Here is a 22205-nt window from a genome sequence, read left to right as displayed (position 1 = left end):
CTTTAGGTGAGATTTTTCACCATGTAGATTTCGTCTTTGATTGGAAGTTCTTTCTTTAGATTTTTAATATAAGGAAGAATTTCACCCATAGGCTCATAAAATTCACAGTTTACTTGCATACGGCGAGCAACGGTGAAATATTTATAGAGTTTTTCTTCTCCGGATCTTTTGGACCATTTTTTCTTGGTGCATTTTACGCGGAGAATATACTTATCCGCCTCGGATTCATATTGCCTTACGGTTACACAGTGCAGGCAATTAGCGCAGTAAACTTTCTCACTCATTCGGGTTCCTATAAAAAGTAACGGTTTTTTGTCAATTTTTCAGAAAAAAGTGCAAAGTCAAGCATAAGCCTTAGAGCTTTCAATTCTGAGTTTCATCAAAGATTGGCAAGAAAAGTCTTTTCAATTGAAAACTATTATACGTTTCTATTTTTTTATAAAATATAACGTTTTATGGATTCCCGCCATAAAAATGTGGAAACTCTACGTTTTACTATAAACGAGTCATCGGCTATAATCTGGATTCCCTTGTAGATTTAGAAAAATGCTTAGGGTTCATTATGAATTTTAATAGAGAAATAAGGGAATTTTTTCTAAAAAACAGTAGTTTTTACATTTTATTCTTACCGCCATTTTGGGAGAAATTGACTGTGTTTTTCAAAGTTTTATTGTGAGATCTGAATTTGTGGTAGTTCCCACATTTTACTGTAAAACCTGAATTTGTGAGAGTTCCCACATTTTATTTTCACAGAAAAATCAGTTTTTATAAAACGAACTTCTTACATCAAGTTTTACACTCAGGAAACCTTTATAAAATAAAGTGGATTCAACGTGAGGAATCCATGATTCATTTTTCTGAAAAAAAAATCGTGAACTTCACAAATCAATTCCTAAAATGTGGGAACTACTGCAAATTAAAAAACAGAAATTTATAACAGTTGAATCTGTCGTAGTCTAGGAACTCACATAAAACTTAGGTTTATCTGTAAAATGTGGGAACTACTGCAAATCAGGATTTTACAAACAAATTCTAAGATTGTAGAAACTCATACTTTTAGAAAATTCTTTCTTAACCGAACTCGTGTTAAAATAGGTCTTTCATTTTCGTAATGGTCACAAAACTGCAATTTCATACAAAAATTTGATTAGGCGATAATTCTTTTTGAATTTTAATAGAGGCCGATTTATGGAAAAAACTGATTTTCTTTTCAAAAAAACAAAGCTAAAAAAAGCTCTTTAGCCTTGTTTTGTTTTTATCCTTATGCCTGGGTAGAAAGTTCTTTTGCAGATTCTTGCTTAGAAGCTCCCAATTTCCAGAGTGCATCTTTCAAAGATAAATATCCCACATAGAAAAATCCGAGTGCATAAATCATTAAGAAACCTACAATCTGAGGCTTTCCGAGTGCAAAAGAAAGAAAAACGGTCCCAATACAATAAAACCCCATTAGAAATTCAAGCACCACATGAAAATCCAAAGGCACAGTATATTTCAGTCTTTCTTTCAATATATCCGTATTCTTTTCGATCTTAAGTTTAGGAGTACGTTTGAATGAAGATTGAATCCCAAGTATCGCTTCTAACCAAGCTCTTGTGTTTACAATCGCAATTCCAGTTCCGATCATAATTAAAATTGGAAGATATAACATTCTTTTTTTCCAATCTTTATGAAGAATTTTCTGAGAATACGCATAGAAGATCATAGGACCGACAGATCCTACCGATAAAATTGCCGCAGTTCCCATTAAAATTTCAATTGGTAAATCATAGAAGCTGAAACCAGACCAGTAGTCCATCAGCAACAAAGGAGCACTGAAAAGTATATTGATCACCATTAAAGGATGAACCGAATAATTAATTAAGTGAACAATCGCCTCTGACTTAATTCTCCAAGGAAGATCTGCACGAAGAATTCTTGGAAGCAACTTGACGGCAGTTTGTATAGAACCTTTACACCAACGGAATTGCTGTGATTTATACGCAGAAATCATTGCTGGAATCTCGGCCTTACATTCAATATCTTTAAAATAGCGGAATTTCCATCCCTTCATTTCTGCGCGGTAAGAAAGATCAAAATCTTCCGTAAGAGTATCGTGTTCCCATCCACCGGAATCAATAATACATTCTTTTTTCCAAATTCCAGCAGTCCCATTGAAATTCATCCAAAGATGAGATCCATTTCTGGCAACCTGCTCGATCATAAAATGTCCATCGATTCCAAAAGATTGTGCTTTGGTAAGAACATTATAGTCCGCGTTGATATGTCCCCAACGAACTTGTACCATTCCAATCTGAGGATCATCAAAATATGGCACGGTTTTAATTAAGAAATCAGGATTCGGCATAAAGTCCGCGTCAAAAATTGCGATGTATTCTCCTCTAGCAACTTTCATCCCCGCTTCTAAAGCCCCGGCCTTGTGTCCGGTACGCTCCGCCCCTGATCGATGAAGATGATGAATGTCAAATCCAAGTGATTTATAATGGTTGATTAGATTTCTAGACTTTTCGACAGTCTCGTCTGTAGAATCATCTAAAAGTTGTATTTCAAGTTTATCTTTCGGATATTTAAGTGCGACAGTTGTTTCAATCAATCGGTCCACTACATAATATTCGTTGAAAATCGGTAATTGCACAGTCACTACTGGCAGATTTGGATTGTTGATGTCTAAAATTTTGTCTGGCTCGGATTCACAATATGTATGGTTCTTTTTATAAAGGTATACCATGATATAGGTATGAATCCCAAAGAAAAAGAGAGCGACTATGTCGATCCCATAAATAGCCAGAAACAATATAGTTACGACGGTCAGCATAATGATAGCCAGGAAATATTCTTCTCGTTAAAAGTCAAAGATTTTGCACTGCATAAATTTTTTAGTTTTTTAATTTGGTCCTTTATTTTTTATTCAGAAGCCTAATGTAGGAACTCCCCTTGCCGATACTTTTCAATGGATGGACTACAACCTCCCTGGTTGTGTCTTCCACTGCGAATTTTCACTTTAAAATGGACGGGGGACGAAAGTTACACCGTCCCCTTTTTTTCCGTCTTAAGAAATATATAGCTTCTAGCCTTTATCAACTTTTCACATAAGCTCAAAAAACGTATAAGAATCCATCCCATCCTCTGAATTCATTTTTTTATAAGGGAATCTCTACAAAATCCGAATATAACTTTCTCAATATCAATTTTCTTCATCAAATCGCCGTTTTACGATTTTCATTAGAGTTGTTGAAAAAATTCCATAGTAGAGTTTAACAAAACCGCTTCAATCGATCATTTCCATCCAACGGAAACCGATGGAGAATTAATTTTTCAACAATCTACTTTTAATTTTTATCGCAAGCCTTAGTTCGCGTAAAATACTGAAGCTTTATTATATACTTCTGAGTAAAAAATTTTCTTAGTTTTTCTTATACCGAACTCATGTTATTTAGAGCTAACATAGTTTTTTTTCAAATCCATCACATCTTTTTCTATAAACCAGCAATTTCAGTTTTTACTGTTTTATTTTCGCGTGAGCGGGTTGGAGGGCGCGAAGCGTTCTCGTAGAGAACGAGCGGAAATCCGCGAGCCCGTAAACACGCGACTCCGCGCCAAAACCAGAAAATATTTTTTTAAAAATTTTGAGCGCGGAGGCACGCCCGATTCATTCATCAAAATAGTAAATTTAAAAAACTTAATATTCTAAAACTCATTTAGAAAGAAAATTGATTTATTATAAATCTATCTTCTTTCAATTCTACAAAAATTCTATTTTTGCAAGAACCTATATTAAATAGTTTTTTCATTCTTGTTGATAGTCACAAAGCGATAACTGATTCAAAAATTTGATTGAGCGACGATTCTTTTTGAATTTTATAGATGGCCCTAAAATAACTTTCTACTCAGAGCCATATAATTAATATTTAAAATTCGGGCCTAAGCGGTTTTTTAAATTTATAATATTTCAATATATAGAATCAATAAAATAGAATTTCTACAGAAATCGTTGTTATTCCACCATCTTTGAATTATAAATTTATTTTACAGAATTATATTTTCTATTTCCATTTTTCTAATATTCTTAAAATATCATTGCCGAATTTTTCTACCTTAGCAACGCCCATTCCTTTTACACAAGATAATTCTTCAGGAGTTTCCGGCATAACCTTTGCTATTTGAACAATAACAGGATTTTGAAGTACCATAAACTTTTTCCATTTTCTTCTTCTGGCTTCTCTGTCTCGAAAGTTTTTTAATTCTTGAATCAAGTTTTTGGCGGGAATTACTTTTTTTTCGCTTTCTACATCCAAACTTTTTTTCTTACGGGGAACCTTGAGAATTACCGTAGAAGAAAGAATCAATTTAGGATATTTGTCTCCTACGATCTTTACCTTTTTTTCTGAAATCCATTCGTCCAAAATTTTTAGAATCGCTTCTTCCGCAACAGAACGTAAAGAACCGTATCCGATTAAACGATCCAATTTTTTTCTCAGAATTTCGTTCGACCTAGAACCACGCAATATTCCTACGATCATTCTTTTACCGAACTTACCTGGAATTTGTTCTAATACTTTTTCAATCGTTTCTAATTCTTCCTTTGAAAAACTATATCTTTCTTTTACTTCTTGTTTTAATCGTTTGGTTTTTTCTCTTTCCAAAAACTGATTTCTTTCGTCTGCAAAATTAGATTCTACGGATTCTTTTTCTAAACAGATGTCACAGATTTTGCAAGGTAAGATCTCTTCGCCAAAGTAAGAACAAAGAGCTTGTTGTCTGCATTTGTTAGCAATGGAATATTCTTTTAAATGGGAGAGTAACGTTTCTCCTCCTTTTCGATTGTTTTCCTTTCCTATTATAAAACCTTGTGTCACAAGATCGGAAGGATGATAAAAAAGAATACAGTCAGAAGGTTTTCCGTCCCTTCCTGCTCTTCCCGCTTCTTGATAATAACTTTCCAAAGAAGCTGGTATTTGATAATGAATCACCAAACGAACATCCGGTTGATCCAATCCCATTCCAAACGCGTTAGTCGCCACTAGAATATTTGTCTTTCCGTTGTTATATCCATCCTGTGCCCTTTCTCTACTGGAATCGGTTCTTCCCGCGTGATATTTACCAACTTTGAATCCATTCTTCTTTAGAAAACCATAAACTGATTCTACTTTTTGTCTAGTTGCACAGTAGACGATCGCTCTTCCACTTGAGATTTTTTGAAAGTTTCCTTGGGCCAAAAGTTTCAAAAGTTCGTTTTCTCTTGAAATTTCGTTTTGAGGAAAACGAACCGAAAAACTAAGATTTTCCCTATAAAAACTTCCCTTGATCAATATTGGATTTTTGAGTCCTAACGAATCTGATATGTCCTTGATAACTCTAGACGTAGCCGTGGCGGTTAACGCAATTACCGGTATCGATTTCGGATACTTTTCCCTAAGTTCATGTATCTTTCTATATTCGGGTCTAAAATCGTGTCCCCATTGGGATACACAATGCGCTTCGTCTACGGCAATTCTTGCCAAAGGAAATTTTGGAAGAATTTCAAGCACCTGTCTTCCAAGCGCCTTTTCGGGTGAAAGATATAAAATTCGGATTTTACCGGTAACGGCCCTACTTAAAATTCTCAGTTGCTCTAGATCGTCTTGAGTGGAGTTGCAGTATTCCGCCGCGATTCCTTTTGCCTTGAGTGAATCTACCTGATCTTTCATCAATGCGATTAAAGGAGAAATTACAAGTGTCAATGAGGTTTCATCCAAAACCGCCGGAAATTGATATATGAGAGATTTTCCTCCTCCCGTTGGAAGAATAGCTAACGTATCTTTCCCAGCCATCAAAGATTCAATCGCGTTTTTTTGTCCGGATCTAAATTTGGATAATCCCCACTTTTTTTTGAGAGTATATTCTAAATTTTGAATATGTTGTTTCTGTTCTGAATTCATTGGATTTGAAATCGTAAACATTCGATTGTTATAGAATGTTCGGTTAAACTATAAATATAAAATTTTGTCCTAAAGTCAGCCTCTTTTTAAAAGAAACTTAAAAATTCAAATACTCTTAAACTATCCTTGATTAACCATCACCAACCCCACAAGTATTTGATCTCAATATAAATCTGTCGGAATTACGACAAATCCTCTGTAAAACTTAGTTCCCACACCACAACGCGACCCATAGGAAAGCGTTGTGTTGAGTTTTCCCTATTTTTGGGTGGAGGTGGTAAGGTTCGGAAAATTTTCCTCTATCAGAAAAACATACTTTTTGCAAGTAAAAAAACTCATTCTTGTCGGAACACTTGAAAAATGTGCTTTTTTAATCCTTCTCATTCTAAAATCCTATTCAACTTGTGGGGTTGGTTATCTTGATTAACTCGTAAATATTTTTTTCATTCTATGATCAAACAATTTCATTTAATCTTCTCCACAATTGATCGAACTAATTTCTGTAAATGTTTATTATAAAGATATATAAAATGGTACTCAAAAAAATGAACCTAAATTTTTTCGAAAACATAAAGATTTTGATGTGTGTCTGCCTTAATTTTTTTGCGTTAGCTCTACAGATTTTGTATCGAGTGGAATTACTGATCTCTATAAAATTGAGTACCGCTAATTTTATCACAAAACGCTAGTTCCATACAAAATATTAGGTACTTTATTATATAATTATGAATAATAGGACTATGTTTGTAATAGTTCTTACATTCTTAGAATTTAAACTGTAAAATTGTAAGAGCTCCTACATTTTTAGATTTTCTGGAATGAATTTTAAAATGAAAAGAATAAACATTGAACTTTCTCGAGCTCATATATTCTAAACTGAATTGCAAAAACTACTACAAAAGTTTGAAATGATCAATTCTTGATATTTATCTCTAAAGTATGGAAACTCAATCACCCAATTCAATGTACTTGTTTTAAAGTTAGAATGTAAGATTTACTCTAAAAAGAACATAAAATGGGGCTACGCACAATTATAAGAACTTCTATATATTTGTAAAATCAATCGTTAATTTTGAATAATCCAGGTTGGTAAATGAGTAAATTTTAGTACTTCCAATTATACAATCATAAATCTCTTATAAACCAAGCTGGGCTCTTAAAAACAAACTAATCTTTTTCGCCAAAGATTAATTTCAGCAAATATCTACCCATAAATTAAAACTTTATTATTATCTAATTTAGATAAACATTTCTGGACTTTTTTGACAAAAGAGTCTTTCACAAGATCATTGAGATGTATCGTCCGATAAATTTTCTATTATTTTGCAGAAGATATATAAACAGCCATTTTAAAAATAGAGTTGTTGAAAAATTAATTCTTGATCTGTTTTCATTGTATTGAAACGGACAATTGAAGCAATTTTATAAATCTTCACTATGGAATTTTTCAACAACCTTAATATCAAATAAAATTCAAACTCGTATTTTTTTATCCACTGAATTTAGCAGTAATTACTACTCAGACGCATGAAAACGGTATAAAATGAACCGTCGATTTTACAAAAATATAGAAGTCCTCAAAAATTGCGTCCAATCCGAAATTGTTAAGCGTTTTGAGTAAGTTGTATATTCTAACTTTTGAAACAATTTATGGTAATATTATTTTCAGACCTCCGATTAGTAATTTTATAAATTTTCATTTATCGAATCACTAATACTAAATTAAAACCAAATCAACCTTCATAGTTAAAAAATCTTAACATATATAATCTATATATATGCTCGAAATAAACGAACTATCATTCAAATATCCTAATTAATGCAAACTTGCTTTCACTAAAGAGTAAAAAAAGAAGAATCAAAGGTAAAAATGATGGAAAAAATTTAATAATTCTGATCTATTTCTTTTTTATTAGAGTTGTTGAAAAATTCGTAGTAGCGATTAATAAAACCGCTTTAATCAACCATTTCATAAAACAGAAACAAGACAAAGAATTAATTTTTCAACAATTCTATTGTTCAGAATTCTACAATAGAGCATCTAAACATGGATTCATCAAACTTCGTGGCGTTTTAAAATGTATATTATAACAAGTTTATATATAATTTAGTTTTGTATAACAAACATAATCTAAAGATACTGATTATAAAGTTTGGAGATTGAATCTATGATTTAGAAAAACACTACAATTCATTTTTCACTCAATCCGATAGCTCTATTTATCAACTTGTAGCAAAACGGGTTCATATAAAATTTGCTATAAACATTATATTTATTTTATATACTTACAATCGCGTATTGTTATGTCATATCGCAAAACACCTAATATTTTGCACTGAAATAGTGTTTTGCGATAAAAATTTAAAAGATACACAATTTATAGAGAGCAGTAATTTAAAAAGAGGAGTTAAAAAATGCGAAATCGGAAGAAAGTTATCATAGTGATTTTGTTAGTTGCTACTATAACTTACTTGAAATACGGTATAGACCATACACATATCCACGCTTCATCAAAGATTGAATACTCGGTTATTCAAAAACCTACCGATCCACCAAAAGACAAACCAATCAAAGTAATTGTAAGCGATGGAGGAAAGTTTTGTTACGGTCCTAATTTTAGCGGAGGTGAAAGTTACATTATAATTGAACAGTGTTGGCAAATGCACGTTATGAATGCAAGATACGACGTGTTTCAAAGAATTTCGTATAACATCAATAATACGTGGTTATGTATTACTGCTCCGGAGAAAGTAATTAAAGCAGAAGAAACCTGGGACTATGTTCATCTCAGACCTTGTACGATCAATGATCCTCTACAGAGATGGATTATAAAAAACAATTCTTTTTGGACTGCAAATGGGTTTTACCGATTGAAGGATTATAATTGGTACGGCTATATCTCTAGAAATTCTGGTGATAGATACAATCATACTTTAGATCCTTCCATGAACGATTGGGTGAATACAATAGCCACTCCCGGAAATATCAGCATTCAAACTTCTATAGCCTGGGATTTGCAAACTACTGAGGGACAGGAACGTTATTTTATTCGCTGGGGTGGTTCGGATAAAAATACAACTCCTCTCTACTACAATCCTGAAAATGGACATCTCGCTCAGTATGATCCAATCAGTGGTTCTCTCTACTGTATGTATTCTCAAGTAGACAACTATCAATGGAATTGGGTGAAATGGAAATGGTGTAGTGATTCACTTGAAAGTAAAAGCAAGGGAAATCCAACTTTTTGGAATGTCTTTTTTGAAACTGATCAAGGAGGAATGATTACAGATTATAAGGGAAATGCGCTGAGAGTTACTAGATATGGAAGCAATTGGGGTGTTGCTTATACGGCTAAGCCTGATTTTGTCAAAACGGATACCAAGAATAGTCCCACTTCTTTATTTGTAGTTGATAAAAGCTTACTGGATTGGACACGTTATACGTCTTCTAATCTTGGAAAGACAGAGCAGTATTGTCCAGCTGGTAATAAAGAAAGTGTTGTACATAAAAAAGCCAAAAGAACCTTACCGCCCGACTTTCAATTAACTGAGGCTTGGATTAGAAGACTTTATGAAATAGCAAGGACGGATCCAAGTTCGCGTACGTCACGTGGAGTATGTGGTGTTTGTATGCTTCAAGCTCTTCAGATGATAGCAGAACTCCAGGAGTATCATTCTCAAGGACCTCTTCAGAGTGGAGGTTACTTCTTCAATACGGCTCCTAATACAAACCCTTTTATCTCGTTCGAACAACGTTATCCGCACTTGGACAGGTTGCTAGTAGATATTTACAGAGTGTTTGACCATTTCTTTGACACAAGCCATACGTTAGGATACTTATCTGCTATGAATCTCTTACCTCAGTACGAATGGGGGCGCACTCGTGAATTCTCCACTATGTCTGAAATACGATCCCACATTAGATCACTCATAACTTCCCCACCCGGAAATATTTGGCTAGTGTTAATGACAATGATTTATCCAGATGGAACGAGAGGAGGGCATGCGGTTCCAATTCTTAGAACCCCTCAAGGATTAGTTGTAATTGAAACAACCATGGCAACCGCAACATTTGAAGAATACAGAGCAGCGTTAAGACCCACTACAGATTTTGAACAGATAATTAGAAATCTGAGAGGACCCAATAATATTCTAATAGGACTTTCAACTTTACAATTAGGAAGATTTTACCACAATCCGTTGGACTCTATGATATCTAACAGAAATTGCACCGGGGAAGGAAGTGATAGAAGAGGCACAGGAGGATATCCAGCTAGCACATCGGTAAACCAATGCTCAAGTAAAAGCAGCCGGTGCTCCCTGCAGTAATTTAACGACTTAAGAAACGTAAGTTCAGTTTAAAAATTCGTTTTATAAAAAACTGATTTTTATATAAACAATAAATAGAGTTGTTGAAAAATTCCATAGCAACAATTAACAAAACGCCTCAATCGACCGTTTCCATGAAATAGAAATCAATGGAAAATTAATTTTTCAACAATTCTAATGTAGGAACTCTCCAACTCGAATTATAAAAGATGAATGTTTAAAAATTTATTATGCGACTTAATCTGTGGGAACTCCCATAAAATCTATATTTTACAGTAAAACTTTGAAATGCAGAAACTCCGCTGTTTTTAGCCTTTAAAAAATTAGATCAATCATTTCCAATAAATGAATGTAAGAACCACTACTTTTAGAATTTGTTCGTAAAATCATGATTTGTTGTAGTTCCTACATTTACAAAAAAGTCTCGAACCCTTCAATAGAATTATAGTGTACACTTTAAGATATAATCCAATTTAGCAGACTTTACTACTCGGACGCATGAAAATAGTACCAAGTTATTAACGGCCTAATTTACGAAAAAATAGTGGTACTTAAAAAATAACGCAAATTCGGGATTTACGGCATTTTAAAGCAAGACCCAAATATTCAAATTTTTGAAACAATCTAACACAAGTATTCTATTCATGCGTCCGAGTAGTAATTCTGCTCAAAACCTATAAAAAATACCTAAAAGCTTGTCTCAAATCTCAAAAAATTTTTACACGATAGTTCTTTAGAAATTTTTAATAAACTGCAGTAGTTCCTACAAATTAAGTCGCATTTGACAATTGGTGAACTTTCGAGTAGTTCCCACATTTTAGGAATCGAGATCACAATTTTTTTTAGAAAAATGAATTCTCCATCTATTTCCGTTACATTGGAATAGATAATTGAAGTAAATTTGCTAATCTCCACTTTTAACAACTCTATTCGATTTAAACAAGAAAATTAGAAACACAGTTCTAATTTTTAAAAATGTTCAATTATAAAGTATTTAAAGTTTCTCTAAAATACCTCAAAATATAATTTAACAAAACTTCTGCTTAATTCAAGTAGATTGATTTATTAACGGAAAAATTTTTATTTTCTCAATCAGATTATATAATAAATACCCAATATTTTTACGTCGAAACAGTGTTTTGTAATGAAAATTAAAAGCACTCAATTTTATAGAAATCCGTATATGCAGATTTTATTTTTTAAAAGAAAGATCTAACATTCTTTGAACAGACATTCTGCCTTTTTCGATCACTTCCGGATCAAGATGAATTTCATACTGATCGTATAACAAAGAATCTCTGATTTTTTCGAGGGTGATTTTTTTCATATGAGGGCAAACCTGACAAGTAGAAACAAAATGTCTGTCCGGAAATTCGGAACGAAGATTATCTCCCATAGAACATTCGGTAATTAAAAAAATATTTTTAGCTTCAGACTTACGGATAAAATCGCTCATCTGAGAAGTAGAACCAGAATAATCCGAACGATCCACCACTTCAGTTTTACATTCTGGATGAGAAATCACTGTAACACCAGGAAATTGTCTTCTTGTTAGTTCAATGTCTTCCGCAGAATACATTTCATGAACCATACAACTTCCTGGATGAGTGATGATTTTTTTCTGAGTAAGATTTTGAACGTTCGCAGCCAAATAACGATCTGGTAAAAAAATCACGGTATCACTTTCCAGAGATTCTACCACCTGCAAAGCGTTAGCCGATGTACAACAAATATCTGTCTCCGCCTTTACATCCGCAGTACAATTGACGTAAGTCACGACAGGAACACCCGGATATTTTTGTTTTAGATCAATTACATCTTGTCTAGTAATACTTTCCGCGAGAGAACAACCAGCCTTCAGATCCGCAATGAGAACTTTCTTTTGAGGAGACATCAACTTAGCTGTCTCCGCCATAAAGTGAACCCCGTTAAAAAGAATTACATCCGCATCCGTATCCGCTGCCACTTTACTCAGATAAAGAGAATCGCCGGTAATATCCGAAACACCATGAAACACATCCGGAGTCATATAGTTATGACCAAGGAGAATCGCGTTCTTTTCTTTTTTTAATCTTTGAATTTCTTGGATCAGAGGTAATTTTTCATCCACCTCATGTTCCATATAAGTGTTTTTAAGAGCTTTTGCAACTTCTTCGAGAGTTTTCATGGATAAGGCCAATAAGTAGTTGTAGTTGAAATCCCATTTAACTTTGGAAAAGAAGAATTCGTTCCCGTGTTACAATTAGACTGGCATTGTCTCCAAAGATTCCCGCTATTTGTAGAACTAGAACGTTTAGCGGTAACATAATCAGATTCGGTTTCAAAAGAACATGAACCGGAATAATTCAAAAAAAACGTGGAATTACATTGGCTCCAACACCGTAATAATTCTTCTAAAACTTCCCTATTTTGCATATTAGCTGGCTGAATTCCTTTTTGGAATCGATCCATTTCCTGATCAGAACATTTTTCGCTGATAGATACGGGAGATTTTAAACATAAATTTTCTTGAGTATAATAATCCGAACAAACCGGGTTTGCATTCAAAGATAAGATCCAACCCAAAAGTTGTTGATTAATTGTATCCTCTTCTTTTTTAGAAGTGACACAATTTAAAAGAATAATAATACAAAATAGAAGAATAAAAACAAATTGTTTGTGCACAGCAAAACCCATTTGTAATTCAGTATCTTGTATGAGAAGTGTCTCTACAATCAAAAAAACAAAGAACAAAAAATCCGTTTTTCAAATCTTAGTTTTTCGATTCTAAAATAATTGACATGATTCTTTTTGATTTTTAAATCATCCCTTATTCCCCAAAATCAAACAGGATTGGTGTTACTTTTCATGAGAAAATTATCTTCTCTAATTTCTGTGTTAGTTCTCCTTATGTTCTTAGGAAATTGCGCAGCTACAGTCGATGTAGAATATCCGGTATTCCCGAAAGATAAAGAAGGCCGTGCACTTCAGAAATTCCTCGGAACCATTCGTAACGTAGGTTTGGCTGTTGAAGCTCCTAAAAAAAGTCTTTGGGAAGCAATTTTCGGTGAAGGTTCCAGCTTTATCGATCAGATGCCTTCTAAAGTTTTCGAGGCGTTTGACAAAGAATCTTATTACAAACTTACCGACCTGAGTAAACGTGCAGACGCAATCAACGAAGCAAGTCTTTCTCTTACAGGAATCACTAAAAATAGAGCGAAGATCGGAAATCTGATTGGAGCGGAAGCAATTCTATACATAGGTTACCAAAAACCTTATACAGAGTGTAGTACTGAAAATAAAATCGATGCAGTTGCAGCTGGTTTGAAAGTGGCAGGTTTCGCCGCTTCTATGGCAACTGGTAAAGACGTAAATACAGGAAACGAACCAGTATCTAAACCTACTGGAGTACGTATGATGTTAATTCCTCTCGATGCTACTCTCATTAAAGTAGAAACTGGGGAAGTAAAAAAAGCGGTAGTTTCCAGTCCTGCAAAAATTTTCAATAGCGTAGGGAATTTAGAATGCCCTTCAATTTTAGATTCTTTCGGACAAGGTTTGGATGAAGCTGCTGCTTATATCAAGGGCAGACTTTCTCCAATCGTTAAAACAGAAAGAATTAAAGTTTTCGTTAAAGACGAGGACGAAGAAGTAAAAGAACTTCTTCAAGAAGGTTACGAAGAAATCGTTGGTGAAACTCCAAGTTTCAAAAAAGCAAAAGAAGCTTGGGAAAAAGCTGATAAAAAAGCAAAAGGTCAGTCTTGGGGAGCAAAAGCAAACCTTGCAACCTACTATTTTTCAACAGGTGATTTCGAAAAATCAATTAAACTCTACGAAGAAGCTATGAAATTAAAAGATGCTGATAAGAGCTATCTGAGAGAACTTAGAAAAAGAGTAGAGGCTACTTTCGCCGTTGATGAAAGCAACGCAAAGTAATCTGGTTTCTTTGAAATTACAAAATTGTATGAAAAGCGGACGAAAGTCCGCTTTTCTTATTTTTATCCTAACTTTTTCGATCTTATTTTTTATTGAATGTAGAAAAACTCCGAACGAAGAAGAATGCGTAGAAAATCAAATGCACAACGTCAAACTAATTGCAGATGCATCTGAAGACGAAATCCCACCTACAATGCAACAGATTATGTTGAAACAGATTCTTCAACCGGACATGTCAAAAGCGATTGTTCTACGTTGTATGTCCGAAAAAACACTCAAACAAGTACAATGCGAATTGAAAAAGGAAAAGTTCAGGGATTTAATAGAATGTAAAAAATTCGGAAAAGAAGAATCAAAATGAACACGACCTTAACGATATTCTCAAAATCTACAAATAGATTCAATTTTTTAAATATTATAAACAATTAATTTTTCTAGATTTCTTAAAAAGAAAATTTCAACAGATTTTTTTTTGAAAAACTATGGTAAACATTCTTAAAAATACCTAAATTCGGGGCAATTGATTGGAATCGACCTATTTCAGAGTTTTGAAAAATTCCATAGCAACGATTAATAAAACTGCTTCAATCGACCATTTTATGAAACAGAAACAAGATGAAGAATTAACTTTTTAACAACTCTATTGTACTGAAGTCTATGGAACTCACGCTTTTTAATTCGTAAAATGCGATGCAATTCCTACATTTTGTAGAAAATTAACAACGAAATTTTATAGTAAACCCAGATTCGTGAGAGTTCCCACAAATTTAGTCACATTACGAATTTTAAATACTCATAATTCTAATTTAGCTTCGTAAGAATTCCTACAACTTAACAATAAACCCAAATTTGCGGTAGTTCCCACAGATTTAGTCACATTACGAATTTTAAATACTCATAATTCTAATTTAGCTTCGTAAGAATTCCTACAACTTAACAATAAACCCATATTTGTGGTAGTTCCCACAGATTTAGTCACATTACGAATTTTAAATACTCATAATTCTAATTTAGTTTTTGTAAGAATTCCTACAATTTACAATTTCAAAAAGATTCAAAACAAGAACATAAAAACTGATAACGTATTTTTTGATTTTACTATTTCTACTATAAAAACGCATAAAAATGGAAACCAAGAACGAACGGCAGATTCTTCGAAAACATAAAAACTTTTACAAATTATACCAACCCAGAATTGATAATTTTAATTAACGTGAATAGGACGTAAAAAATCCGTTTTATTTTAGATCAATTTTTTCGTAAAAAAAATAAATGTGGGAACTCTTACAAATCGTGGATTTACCAATTAAACTTTGAAAATTGTGGGAACTACCCTACCATAAAACATAAAAAGAATCATTGTCCAATTAGATTTCTGCACAAAACCGCTGTTTTGCGGCCATCATCAAAATTTAAACCCATTTTAATGTGAGTTCGGCGACGAATAAAAATTTTCTAAAAGTATGAGTTCTTACAATTTTAGAATTTGTTCGTGAAATCGTGATTTGCAGTAAGTTCCACATCATTTTACAGAAAAACCTAAACTTTGCGGTAGATCCCACATTTTCAAAACAAAAACAAACGGTGGATTTTTGGAAAATGTGGGAACACTCACAAATTACGCCTAATCTGGAATTGTTGACTTATTAGAAAAAGATCCTACATTTTAAAACAAACTAGCTTTTGATACGTCAGAGTAACAAGCCGTATTTATTTTCTTCATAAGTAAAACAGAATTTTCTAATGTTTTTTCGAAAAAAAATAGTAACTTTAAGGTCCAGAACTGTTTCTTCTTAAATAGGCAGGAATATCGTAGTCCTCAACTTTAGAAGAAGAACTATTCGAAGAACGTAATCTTAAAGATCCCGAATTTCGGTTTTGTTCCGTATTCTCATCTTGGAAAAAGTCTTTTTTTTCAAGAGCAGAATTTTCCATACCAACTGCTTTTCTTTGAAACCCGTAATTCTCTTGTGCTCCTCTCTGAATCGAATCTTGATTTTGAAGCAATTTACCTCGTTTGTGAAAACCAGTCGCAATCACAGTCACTCTAATTTTATTAGAAAGACTTTCATCCTCATGAAGACCTACGATGATATTTGCATTCGGATCAACTTGAGAAGTGATAATTCCAGAAACCTCGTTCCAATCCGAAATCGTAAGATCCTTTCCACCAGAAACGTTGATAAGCAAAGAAGAAGCTCCGGCAATCGAAGTAGAGTCTAACAACGAATTGTTGATTGCATACTCCACCGCTTCTTTCACCTTACCTTCACCGCTTCCTTCACCTACTCCCATCACTGCGTCTCCGGTATCGCGCATAATCGTTTTTACGTCCGCAAAATCCACGTTGATCAGTCCCGGATTGTTGATGATGTCGCTAATTCCCCGAACTGCATTGAGAAGAATATCATCTATTACTTGAAAGGCGAGATCAATCGGAGTATTTTTATCTACAACTCTAAAGATAGAATCATTATTGATTAAAATCAATGTATCCACGTGAGAACGAAGTTGTTCGATTCCTTTGCGTGCAAATTCCATTCTTCTTCTACCTTCAAAAGAAAAAGGAAGAGTAACCACCCCCACAACAAGACATTTCATTTCTTTAGCGATCTTTGCGATCACAGGTGCGGCTCCAGTCCCGGTCCCGCCGCCCATTCCGGCAGTTATAAAAACCATATCCGATCCACGAACAATGGATTGAATTCTTTCCTTATCTTCTTCCGCGGCTTTTAGCCCAAGTTCTGGATCTCCACCGGCTCCCATACCCCGAGTAACTTTTGTTCCTAAGATGATTTTATTTTCTACGGGAGAACGAAGTAAAACTTGTTCGTCTGTGTTGAGAATCGCGAACTCAACTCCTTTCAAACTAGAATTGGACATTCTAGTCACCGCATTCATTCCTCCACCGCCAACTCCAAACACCTTGATTACAGCGGGGCTCGTTTTAGTTTCTTCTTCAAATCGGATCATGTTATTTTTCCTTACAAGTCAAAGATTGTCTTCGATCCATCTTCTAATTTTTTTAGACCATCCTTCCGAACGATCCACGGATTTTTGATCCATATCAGTCATCCTGTCTGCGTATTTAATCATACCAATGGTCGTAGAGAATTCAGGAGAAGACGCTTTCTCCGCAAGTCCCGTAATTCCACCCGGCCTGGCTCTAGATGACGTTAGACGAAATACGTCTTCGGCAAGAGTATCAATCCCTTCCAAAAGACTTCCTCCTCCTGTCAGAATTACCCCACCCGCGAGAAATCCTTTTTTACCTGACTTTTCCAGTTCCTTGTCTACCATCTCAAAAATTTCTCTCATTCTAGGTTCAATGATAGAAACCAATTCTTCTCGAAGCACTTGTCTTGCGGGTCTACCACTGATTGGAGGGATCTCGATCGTTTCGGTCGGATCAATTTCAGAAAGAATCGTATGTCCATATCTTTTTTTCAAAAGTTCTGCGGTTTCTAAAGTGGTTTTAAGTCCGATGGATATATCGCTCGTAACATTGATTCCTCCAAAAGGAATCACGGAAGAATAAGAAATTCCCCCGTCCACATATACGATTAAGTCGCAACTTCCGGCACCGATGTCTAACACGGCGGTTCCCAAATCTTTTTCCCCCGAAGTCAAAACCGCTTCTGAGGAAGCAAGACTGGAAAGAATCATTACCTCACAACCTAGACCGGATGATTCAATACATTTTTCTAAATTATGAATTGCTGTTATTCCGGCTGTGACTATATGAACTTCCGCTTCTAAACGAACTCCGGTCATTCCAATCGGATCTCGAATGCTGCTTTGATCATCGACTGAAAATTCTTTGGAAAGCACGTGTAAAATTTGTTGATCCGCAGGAACTCGGATCGCTTGTGCGGCTTCGATCACTCTTACTACGTCTGGTTCCGTTACGGTTCGATCACGATTTGTAATCGCCACCACTCCTTTAGAATTATCTGCCTTTACGGTTTTACCTGTGATATTAACTGCAACCACAGAAATTTCTTGACCAGACATAAGTTCCGCCTCACTTACAGCTTCGATGATGGAACGTGTAGTAGATTCAATATTGATAATAGAACCATTCTTAATTCCAGAAGAGGGGTAAGCACCGGTCCCGATGATTTCTACCTCGTATTCAGAGACTGGACGGGCTACGACTACTTTGGTCAACGAAGTCCCCAAATCCAAGGCGGCAATAATTCTATCTCTTGGTTCTGACATATCAGTGATAGACAGCGTCTTCTCCTCTGATGTCTACAAGTTCGGACTGAATCCGATCTTTTTCAAAATATGCTAATATAGCGTAGAGTTTTCTGACCTGATCTCTATGAAGAAGAGTACCGATTTGAATTCTCAAACGGATCGGTTCATCCGCAAAGAAAAAAATTTCACCGTCTTCTTGTAGTAAAACTTCGGAGATTCTAGGTTTCAAAGCTGGATACATTTTAAACGCGTGTTCCACCGAATTATAAAGATCTCTAAAACTTGCGTCTTGAATAGCTCCACCTTTAATCTGGAAATTCCCAGAAAGAACACATAGATCTTTTTCACGAATATCATCCTGAGAAAGAAGTCGTAACTCCGAATCAATCTCATAGAGATGCCCACTTGAATTGACGACGTAAATTGCTTTTCTCTCGGTAAGTTCCACAAGAAGCTGATCTTCCGACTTTTTAGTAATACGGACGGAGTTAATCCTCGGAAGTCTGGAAAGTTTTTTCTCTAAAAGATCTAAGTCCAGCGAATCAAAAGATGTCCCGGGTTGGATTTCAAGCATTCTTACGATTTCTTCCGTTTTAAGCTTTTCATGCCCCGTAATGATTAATTTATTCAATTCTCGTGGAATCATCCCTTGATAACCGAATCCAAGAATCATTCCAATGCTCAAAATTCCGATCAGGAGAGCCAAAAGTAGGACGTTTCTTCTTTTTTGCACAAATTCTCGTAGAAAGTCAATCAGATTATGTCTCATAATAAATTCTTAGAAGAAATTTCTTTTGTAGTTTTCTTATCGGTATTTAGATCTTATTTACACATTTTGTTTTTTGATGCAGACGGCTGATACGTTTTAACTTGTTCAAAAACTAGAAATTTTACCGTGAAAAAGACCTAATTTGTAGGAACTCCCTTCCAAAGTGTTGAAGAAAAATGAAATCCGATCAAAGATTATAGAAAACAAAGAAGGTTTATCTAACGTGAGTTCGGCCATGATTCATTTTCTGAAAAAAGTTGGCATCTGAACTTTACAGATCGATCTCCTAAGATGTGGGAACTACCACAAATTACGATTTTACGAACAAATTTTAAAATTGTAGGAACCCATACTTTTTTTCTCATCCTCTTACGCAGAACTTACATCATTTGGAATTCGTCCAAAACTCATTTGTTTCTCTCAATTTAATTTTACTTCTTCAACTAAATTTTGGACAAGCTCTTGCTTTTGACAGATATAAAATCCAGTAAGAACATCACTTTGTCTTAATCATAAGATGTATCAGTTTTTCTAAAAAACAAAACTTAGGTTTCATAAGAACTCCTATATAACTTTCAATTAAGATTGTTAGTTGATCACTACCCGAAATTTTTTAAAAAAGAAAGTCGCGTCAAAACGACCGTTCTATAAAATCCGATCTTAACGGGAACCTAATCTTTTTATGAATCTTTCCAAACACACAGCCGTTCTCACAGGGATTGTTTTCTTCTTAGCATTTTCCTTAAGTATGTATGTCTCCGTTATTGAAAAAGCCGGAACCAAAGACGAATATCCATATACCATGAAAATTTATTATCCCCGTTTGGAAGGAATTCATCCAGGTGCACCCGTTCGAATTTTAGGAGTAGAAAAAGGAATTGTACGTAGTTTAGACGTGGTTCCGATTGACGAAGTAGAAGATCAAAGATTCCTCAATAAGGATCAAACGAAGGCAATCGAAATTATTGTTAGACTGAAAGAGCCAATCACACTCTGGGACAATTATAAAATTACATTCCAAACCAACACGATTCTCTCTGGAAGAACCATCGATATAGACCCTGGATCTTTCGATAAAGAAGAGACGTCCTTTTTTCAACCTACTTACTTAGAAGAAGAACAAAAATCTCCAGACTTCTTACCTTCTGCAGATTACTTTGAAGATTTTTTCGCGGCTTCCACGGGAGTCATCCGAGAAAATCGTGAAGACATCCGAACTTCTTTTAATAATTTTTATGAAATTTCAGAAAAATTGAAATCAAATCGAGGAACAATTCCCCAGATCATTAACTCTCCGGAAACGTACGATAACGTGATAGAATTACTTACAGATGCTAGAATTTTCGGTAACGATGCTCGTCGTTATCTGGAAGGGAACCGCAAGTTGGAACGTTCTGCTCCGATTCCACTCACGATTAATATGTATCGTAGAACTACTTTGATCGGAAACGTGAGTAATCGGTATTATTTCGGAAAGTTATAAATTTTAAAACTCTTCTTCTCCTCGACGGGAATTGTTCTTTCAAAGATATTTGTATTGTATGGAATTTAGCTTTCCTTTACCAGGAAATCCCATCTTTGATTACGTTCTATTGCCTTGTTTTATTTTTTTATCTAGAGTCACAGACGTATCCATCGGAACAATTCGAGTTATACTTCTTACAAGAGAAAAAAAAGGAATCGCAGCCTCTTTAGGATTTCTAGAGGTTCTACTTTGGGTCGTAGTAATCACCCAAGTCATCAAAAATCTAAACAACGTATTTTGTTATCTCGCCTATGCAGGTGGTTTTGCAACGGGCACTTTTATCGGAATGATTTTAGAAGAAAAGTTGGCGATCGGATTTTCACTTCTGAGGATCATATCTCCGCAAAACGGAAGTGAAATCGCAGACAAACTTTCCGAAGCAGGTTATAGAGTAACTATAATGAACGGACATGGCAGCCGAGGTCCGGTCAAAATCGTTTTTACGGTTTTAAAAAGAAAAAAAATCGATCAGGCAATGAAGATCGTTCAAAACGTGGAACCGGACGTATTTTATTCGATAGAAAACGCCCGAAGGACCAATACGACCACATTCGAAGATTCTCCAGGACTTCTCAGAAGAGGAATCCTGGAAAAAATCCTAAAAATTAGAAAGTAATATTTTCGTTTGGGTTTTTATACCGGAATTTTGACGTAAAGTTTTTTGATTTCTTTTTGGATGAATTTAGGGAAGTTCATCTGATATTCGTTGATTAGAAGTTTCCAATCATCTTTTCGAATAAACTTTCTACAGTTTACCGATCCACAGCCGCACTCGAAAGTTTGGTCGAAGTTTACGATGAAATTCGCATAATCGATGGTAAGTTCTTCTCCGGCCCGAATGTCCCTTTTAGCTACAATGTTATCGTCTTGGTCATACCACATATTTGGATCACAGGAATGATTCATGAAATTAGAATGATTGATCACATATTGATCACTAGTAGGTCCGGTCACTAAACCGAAGTCTACATCATATCCGTACTTCATGAAGATGTCCTTTTCAGAATCGGGAAGCGACTCGGCTTCTTCGACCGTTAGAACTTTCCATCCAAATTCTTCGTCTTCGATCCACTCACTGTAACTGAACAGCAAGGTTCCCTTGGGGATGTCCTTCGTTGCGAAGGTTCCGTTCTCCCCGAATTTGTTGATTCGTTTTTCGATCATGCAGAAGATCCCTGCGTTTATTGCCATTGGCAAAATTTTTATCTATCAAGAATGGTATAAAAAAAACTTCAATTAAAATACTAAATTCGAGTAATATTTAATGCAACTTCCCGCCGACCTCAATTTCATTCCAAAAACGTAAATCACCTTTCTAAGATCTACCTTGAAACAAAAATTAAGGGACCCGCGACTCTCAAAAAGTTTTATCCTATTTCGTTTCTGACGAATCATTCATTCAATTTGAAAATTATTTTCTTAAATTTCTAAGACCAACGAAAATTTGTGAAAGAACCTATTTCTATTTAGGACCTTTCTTTACTCAGTAAAACTCTAAAAAACAAAACGTAAAAAATCAATCTCCCATGTTTCCTTGAATCAGTTTTAT

At 34.8% G+C, this 22205-nt stretch carries 17 protein-coding genes and 1 pseudogene; 7 read left to right on the top strand and 11 right to left on the bottom strand.

Features of this window, described 5'->3' with window-relative positions:
• Window positions 1–2: 2 nt before the first annotated feature.
• Window positions 3–284: a hypothetical protein gene (locus BW942_RS09740; RefSeq protein WP_001291938.1), complete on the bottom strand. Its 282-nt coding sequence runs from the start codon at window positions 282–284 to the stop codon at window positions 3–5.
• A gap of 977 nt (window positions 285–1261) precedes the next feature.
• Entirely contained in the window at window positions 1262–2725 is a 1464-nt protein-coding gene (locus tag BW942_RS09730) for a cellulose synthase family protein (RefSeq protein WP_000262844.1), read from the bottom strand.
• On the opposite strand from BW942_RS09730, the gene BW942_RS09725 reads away from it, so the two are divergent.
• Entirely contained in the window at window positions 2699–2917 is a 219-nt protein-coding gene (locus BW942_RS09725; protein WP_000242458.1) for a hypothetical protein, read from the top strand. The two genes, BW942_RS09730 and BW942_RS09725, sit on opposite strands and share 27 nt — an antisense overlap.
• A gap of 1123 nt (window positions 2918–4040) precedes the next feature.
• On the opposite strand, the gene BW942_RS09720 is transcribed toward BW942_RS09725, so the two are convergent.
• Window positions 4041–5915, bottom strand: coding sequence for a RecQ family ATP-dependent DNA helicase (locus BW942_RS09720; RefSeq protein ID WP_002095496.1), 1875 nt, complete (start codon window positions 5913–5915; stop codon window positions 4041–4043).
• Window positions 5916–7193: 1278 nt separating this feature from the next.
• Window positions 7194–7376: pseudogene (locus tag BW942_RS22095) on the bottom strand (hypothetical protein).
• Window positions 7377–8330: 954 nt separating this feature from the next.
• Here BW942_RS22095 and BW942_RS09710 point away from each other — a divergent pair.
• Window positions 8331–10244 (top strand): DUF1561 domain-containing protein, encoded by a 1914-nt coding sequence (locus tag BW942_RS09710; protein ID WP_082279642.1) that lies wholly within the window; start codon window positions 8331–8333, stop codon window positions 10242–10244.
• A gap of 1192 nt (window positions 10245–11436) precedes the next feature.
• On the opposite strand, the gene nadA is transcribed toward BW942_RS09710, so the two are convergent.
• Window positions 11437–12411: a quinolinate synthase NadA gene (gene nadA, locus BW942_RS09705; RefSeq protein WP_000853488.1), complete on the bottom strand. Its 975-nt coding sequence runs from the start codon at window positions 12409–12411 to the stop codon at window positions 11437–11439.
• The gene (locus BW942_RS09700; RefSeq protein ID WP_001971016.1) at window positions 12408–12920 is read right to left on the bottom strand and encodes a hypothetical protein; all 513 of its coding nucleotides are present in this window, start codon (window positions 12918–12920) and stop codon (window positions 12408–12410) included. Before BW942_RS09700 ends, nadA begins: the two co-directional genes overlap by 4 nt.
• Before the next feature lie 171 nt (window positions 12921–13091).
• Between BW942_RS09700 and BW942_RS09695 the strand changes: the two genes are divergently transcribed.
• The 3 genes from BW942_RS09695 (at window position 13092) to BW942_RS09680 (ending at window position 15325) form a co-directional block, all read left to right on the top strand.
• Window positions 13092–14159, top strand: coding sequence for a lipoprotein LipL41 (locus BW942_RS09695; RefSeq protein ID WP_001228945.1), 1068 nt, complete (start codon window positions 13092–13094; stop codon window positions 14157–14159).
• On the top strand, window positions 14140–14520 hold the full coding sequence (lep, locus tag BW942_RS09690; protein WP_000648447.1) for a LipL41-expression chaperone Lep: 381 nt from the start codon (window positions 14140–14142) through the stop codon (window positions 14518–14520). Before BW942_RS09695 ends, lep begins: the two co-directional genes overlap by 20 nt.
• Before the next feature lie 592 nt (window positions 14521–15112).
• Window positions 15113–15325, top strand: a complete 213-nt coding sequence (locus tag BW942_RS09680; RefSeq protein WP_082279641.1) for a hypothetical protein — start codon at window positions 15113–15115, stop codon at window positions 15323–15325.
• A 604-nt stretch (window positions 15326–15929) separates the two neighbouring features.
• Here BW942_RS09680 and ftsZ read toward each other — a convergent pair.
• From ftsZ to BW942_RS21975, 4 genes are all read right to left on the bottom strand, one after another.
• On the bottom strand, window positions 15930–17132 hold the full coding sequence (gene ftsZ / locus BW942_RS09675) for a cell division protein FtsZ (protein WP_000617710.1): 1203 nt from the start codon (window positions 17130–17132) through the stop codon (window positions 15930–15932).
• An 18-nt stretch (window positions 17133–17150) separates the two neighbouring features.
• Entirely contained in the window at window positions 17151–18380 is a 1230-nt protein-coding gene (gene ftsA / locus BW942_RS09670; protein WP_001294723.1) for a cell division protein FtsA, read from the bottom strand.
• Between the two features lies 1 nt (window position 18381).
• Window positions 18382–19131: a cell division protein FtsQ/DivIB gene (locus tag BW942_RS09665; protein WP_001216304.1), complete on the bottom strand. Its 750-nt coding sequence runs from the start codon at window positions 19129–19131 to the stop codon at window positions 18382–18384.
• A 105-nt stretch (window positions 19132–19236) separates the two neighbouring features.
• A complete protein-coding gene (locus BW942_RS21975; protein WP_002083805.1) occupies window positions 19237–19368 on the bottom strand; it encodes a hypothetical protein in 132 nt (43 codons plus the stop codon).
• A gap of 445 nt (window positions 19369–19813) precedes the next feature.
• On the opposite strand from BW942_RS21975, the gene BW942_RS09660 reads away from it, so the two are divergent.
• Window positions 19814–20614, top strand: a complete 801-nt coding sequence (locus BW942_RS09660; protein WP_001054065.1) for an MlaD family protein — start codon at window positions 19814–19816, stop codon at window positions 20612–20614.
• Window positions 20615–20672: 58 nt separating this feature from the next.
• A complete protein-coding gene (locus tag BW942_RS09655) occupies window positions 20673–21272 on the top strand; it encodes a DUF2179 domain-containing protein (RefSeq protein ID WP_000395815.1) in 600 nt (199 codons plus the stop codon).
• Between the two features lie 17 nt (window positions 21273–21289).
• Here the strand turns inward: BW942_RS09655 and BW942_RS09650 are convergent, their stop codons facing one another.
• Window positions 21290–21820, bottom strand: coding sequence for an SET domain-containing protein (locus BW942_RS09650; protein ID WP_000570772.1), 531 nt, complete (start codon window positions 21818–21820; stop codon window positions 21290–21292).
• Window positions 21821–22205: the final 385 nt, after the last annotated feature.

The sequence above is a fragment of the Leptospira interrogans genome, from assembly GCF_900156205.1.
In the GTDB taxonomy this organism is placed as follows: Bacteria; Spirochaetota; Leptospiria; order Leptospirales; family Leptospiraceae; genus Leptospira; species Leptospira interrogans.
The sequence above is the reverse complement of the archived record's forward strand: the minus strand, read 5'-3'. Positions and strand labels throughout refer to the sequence as shown.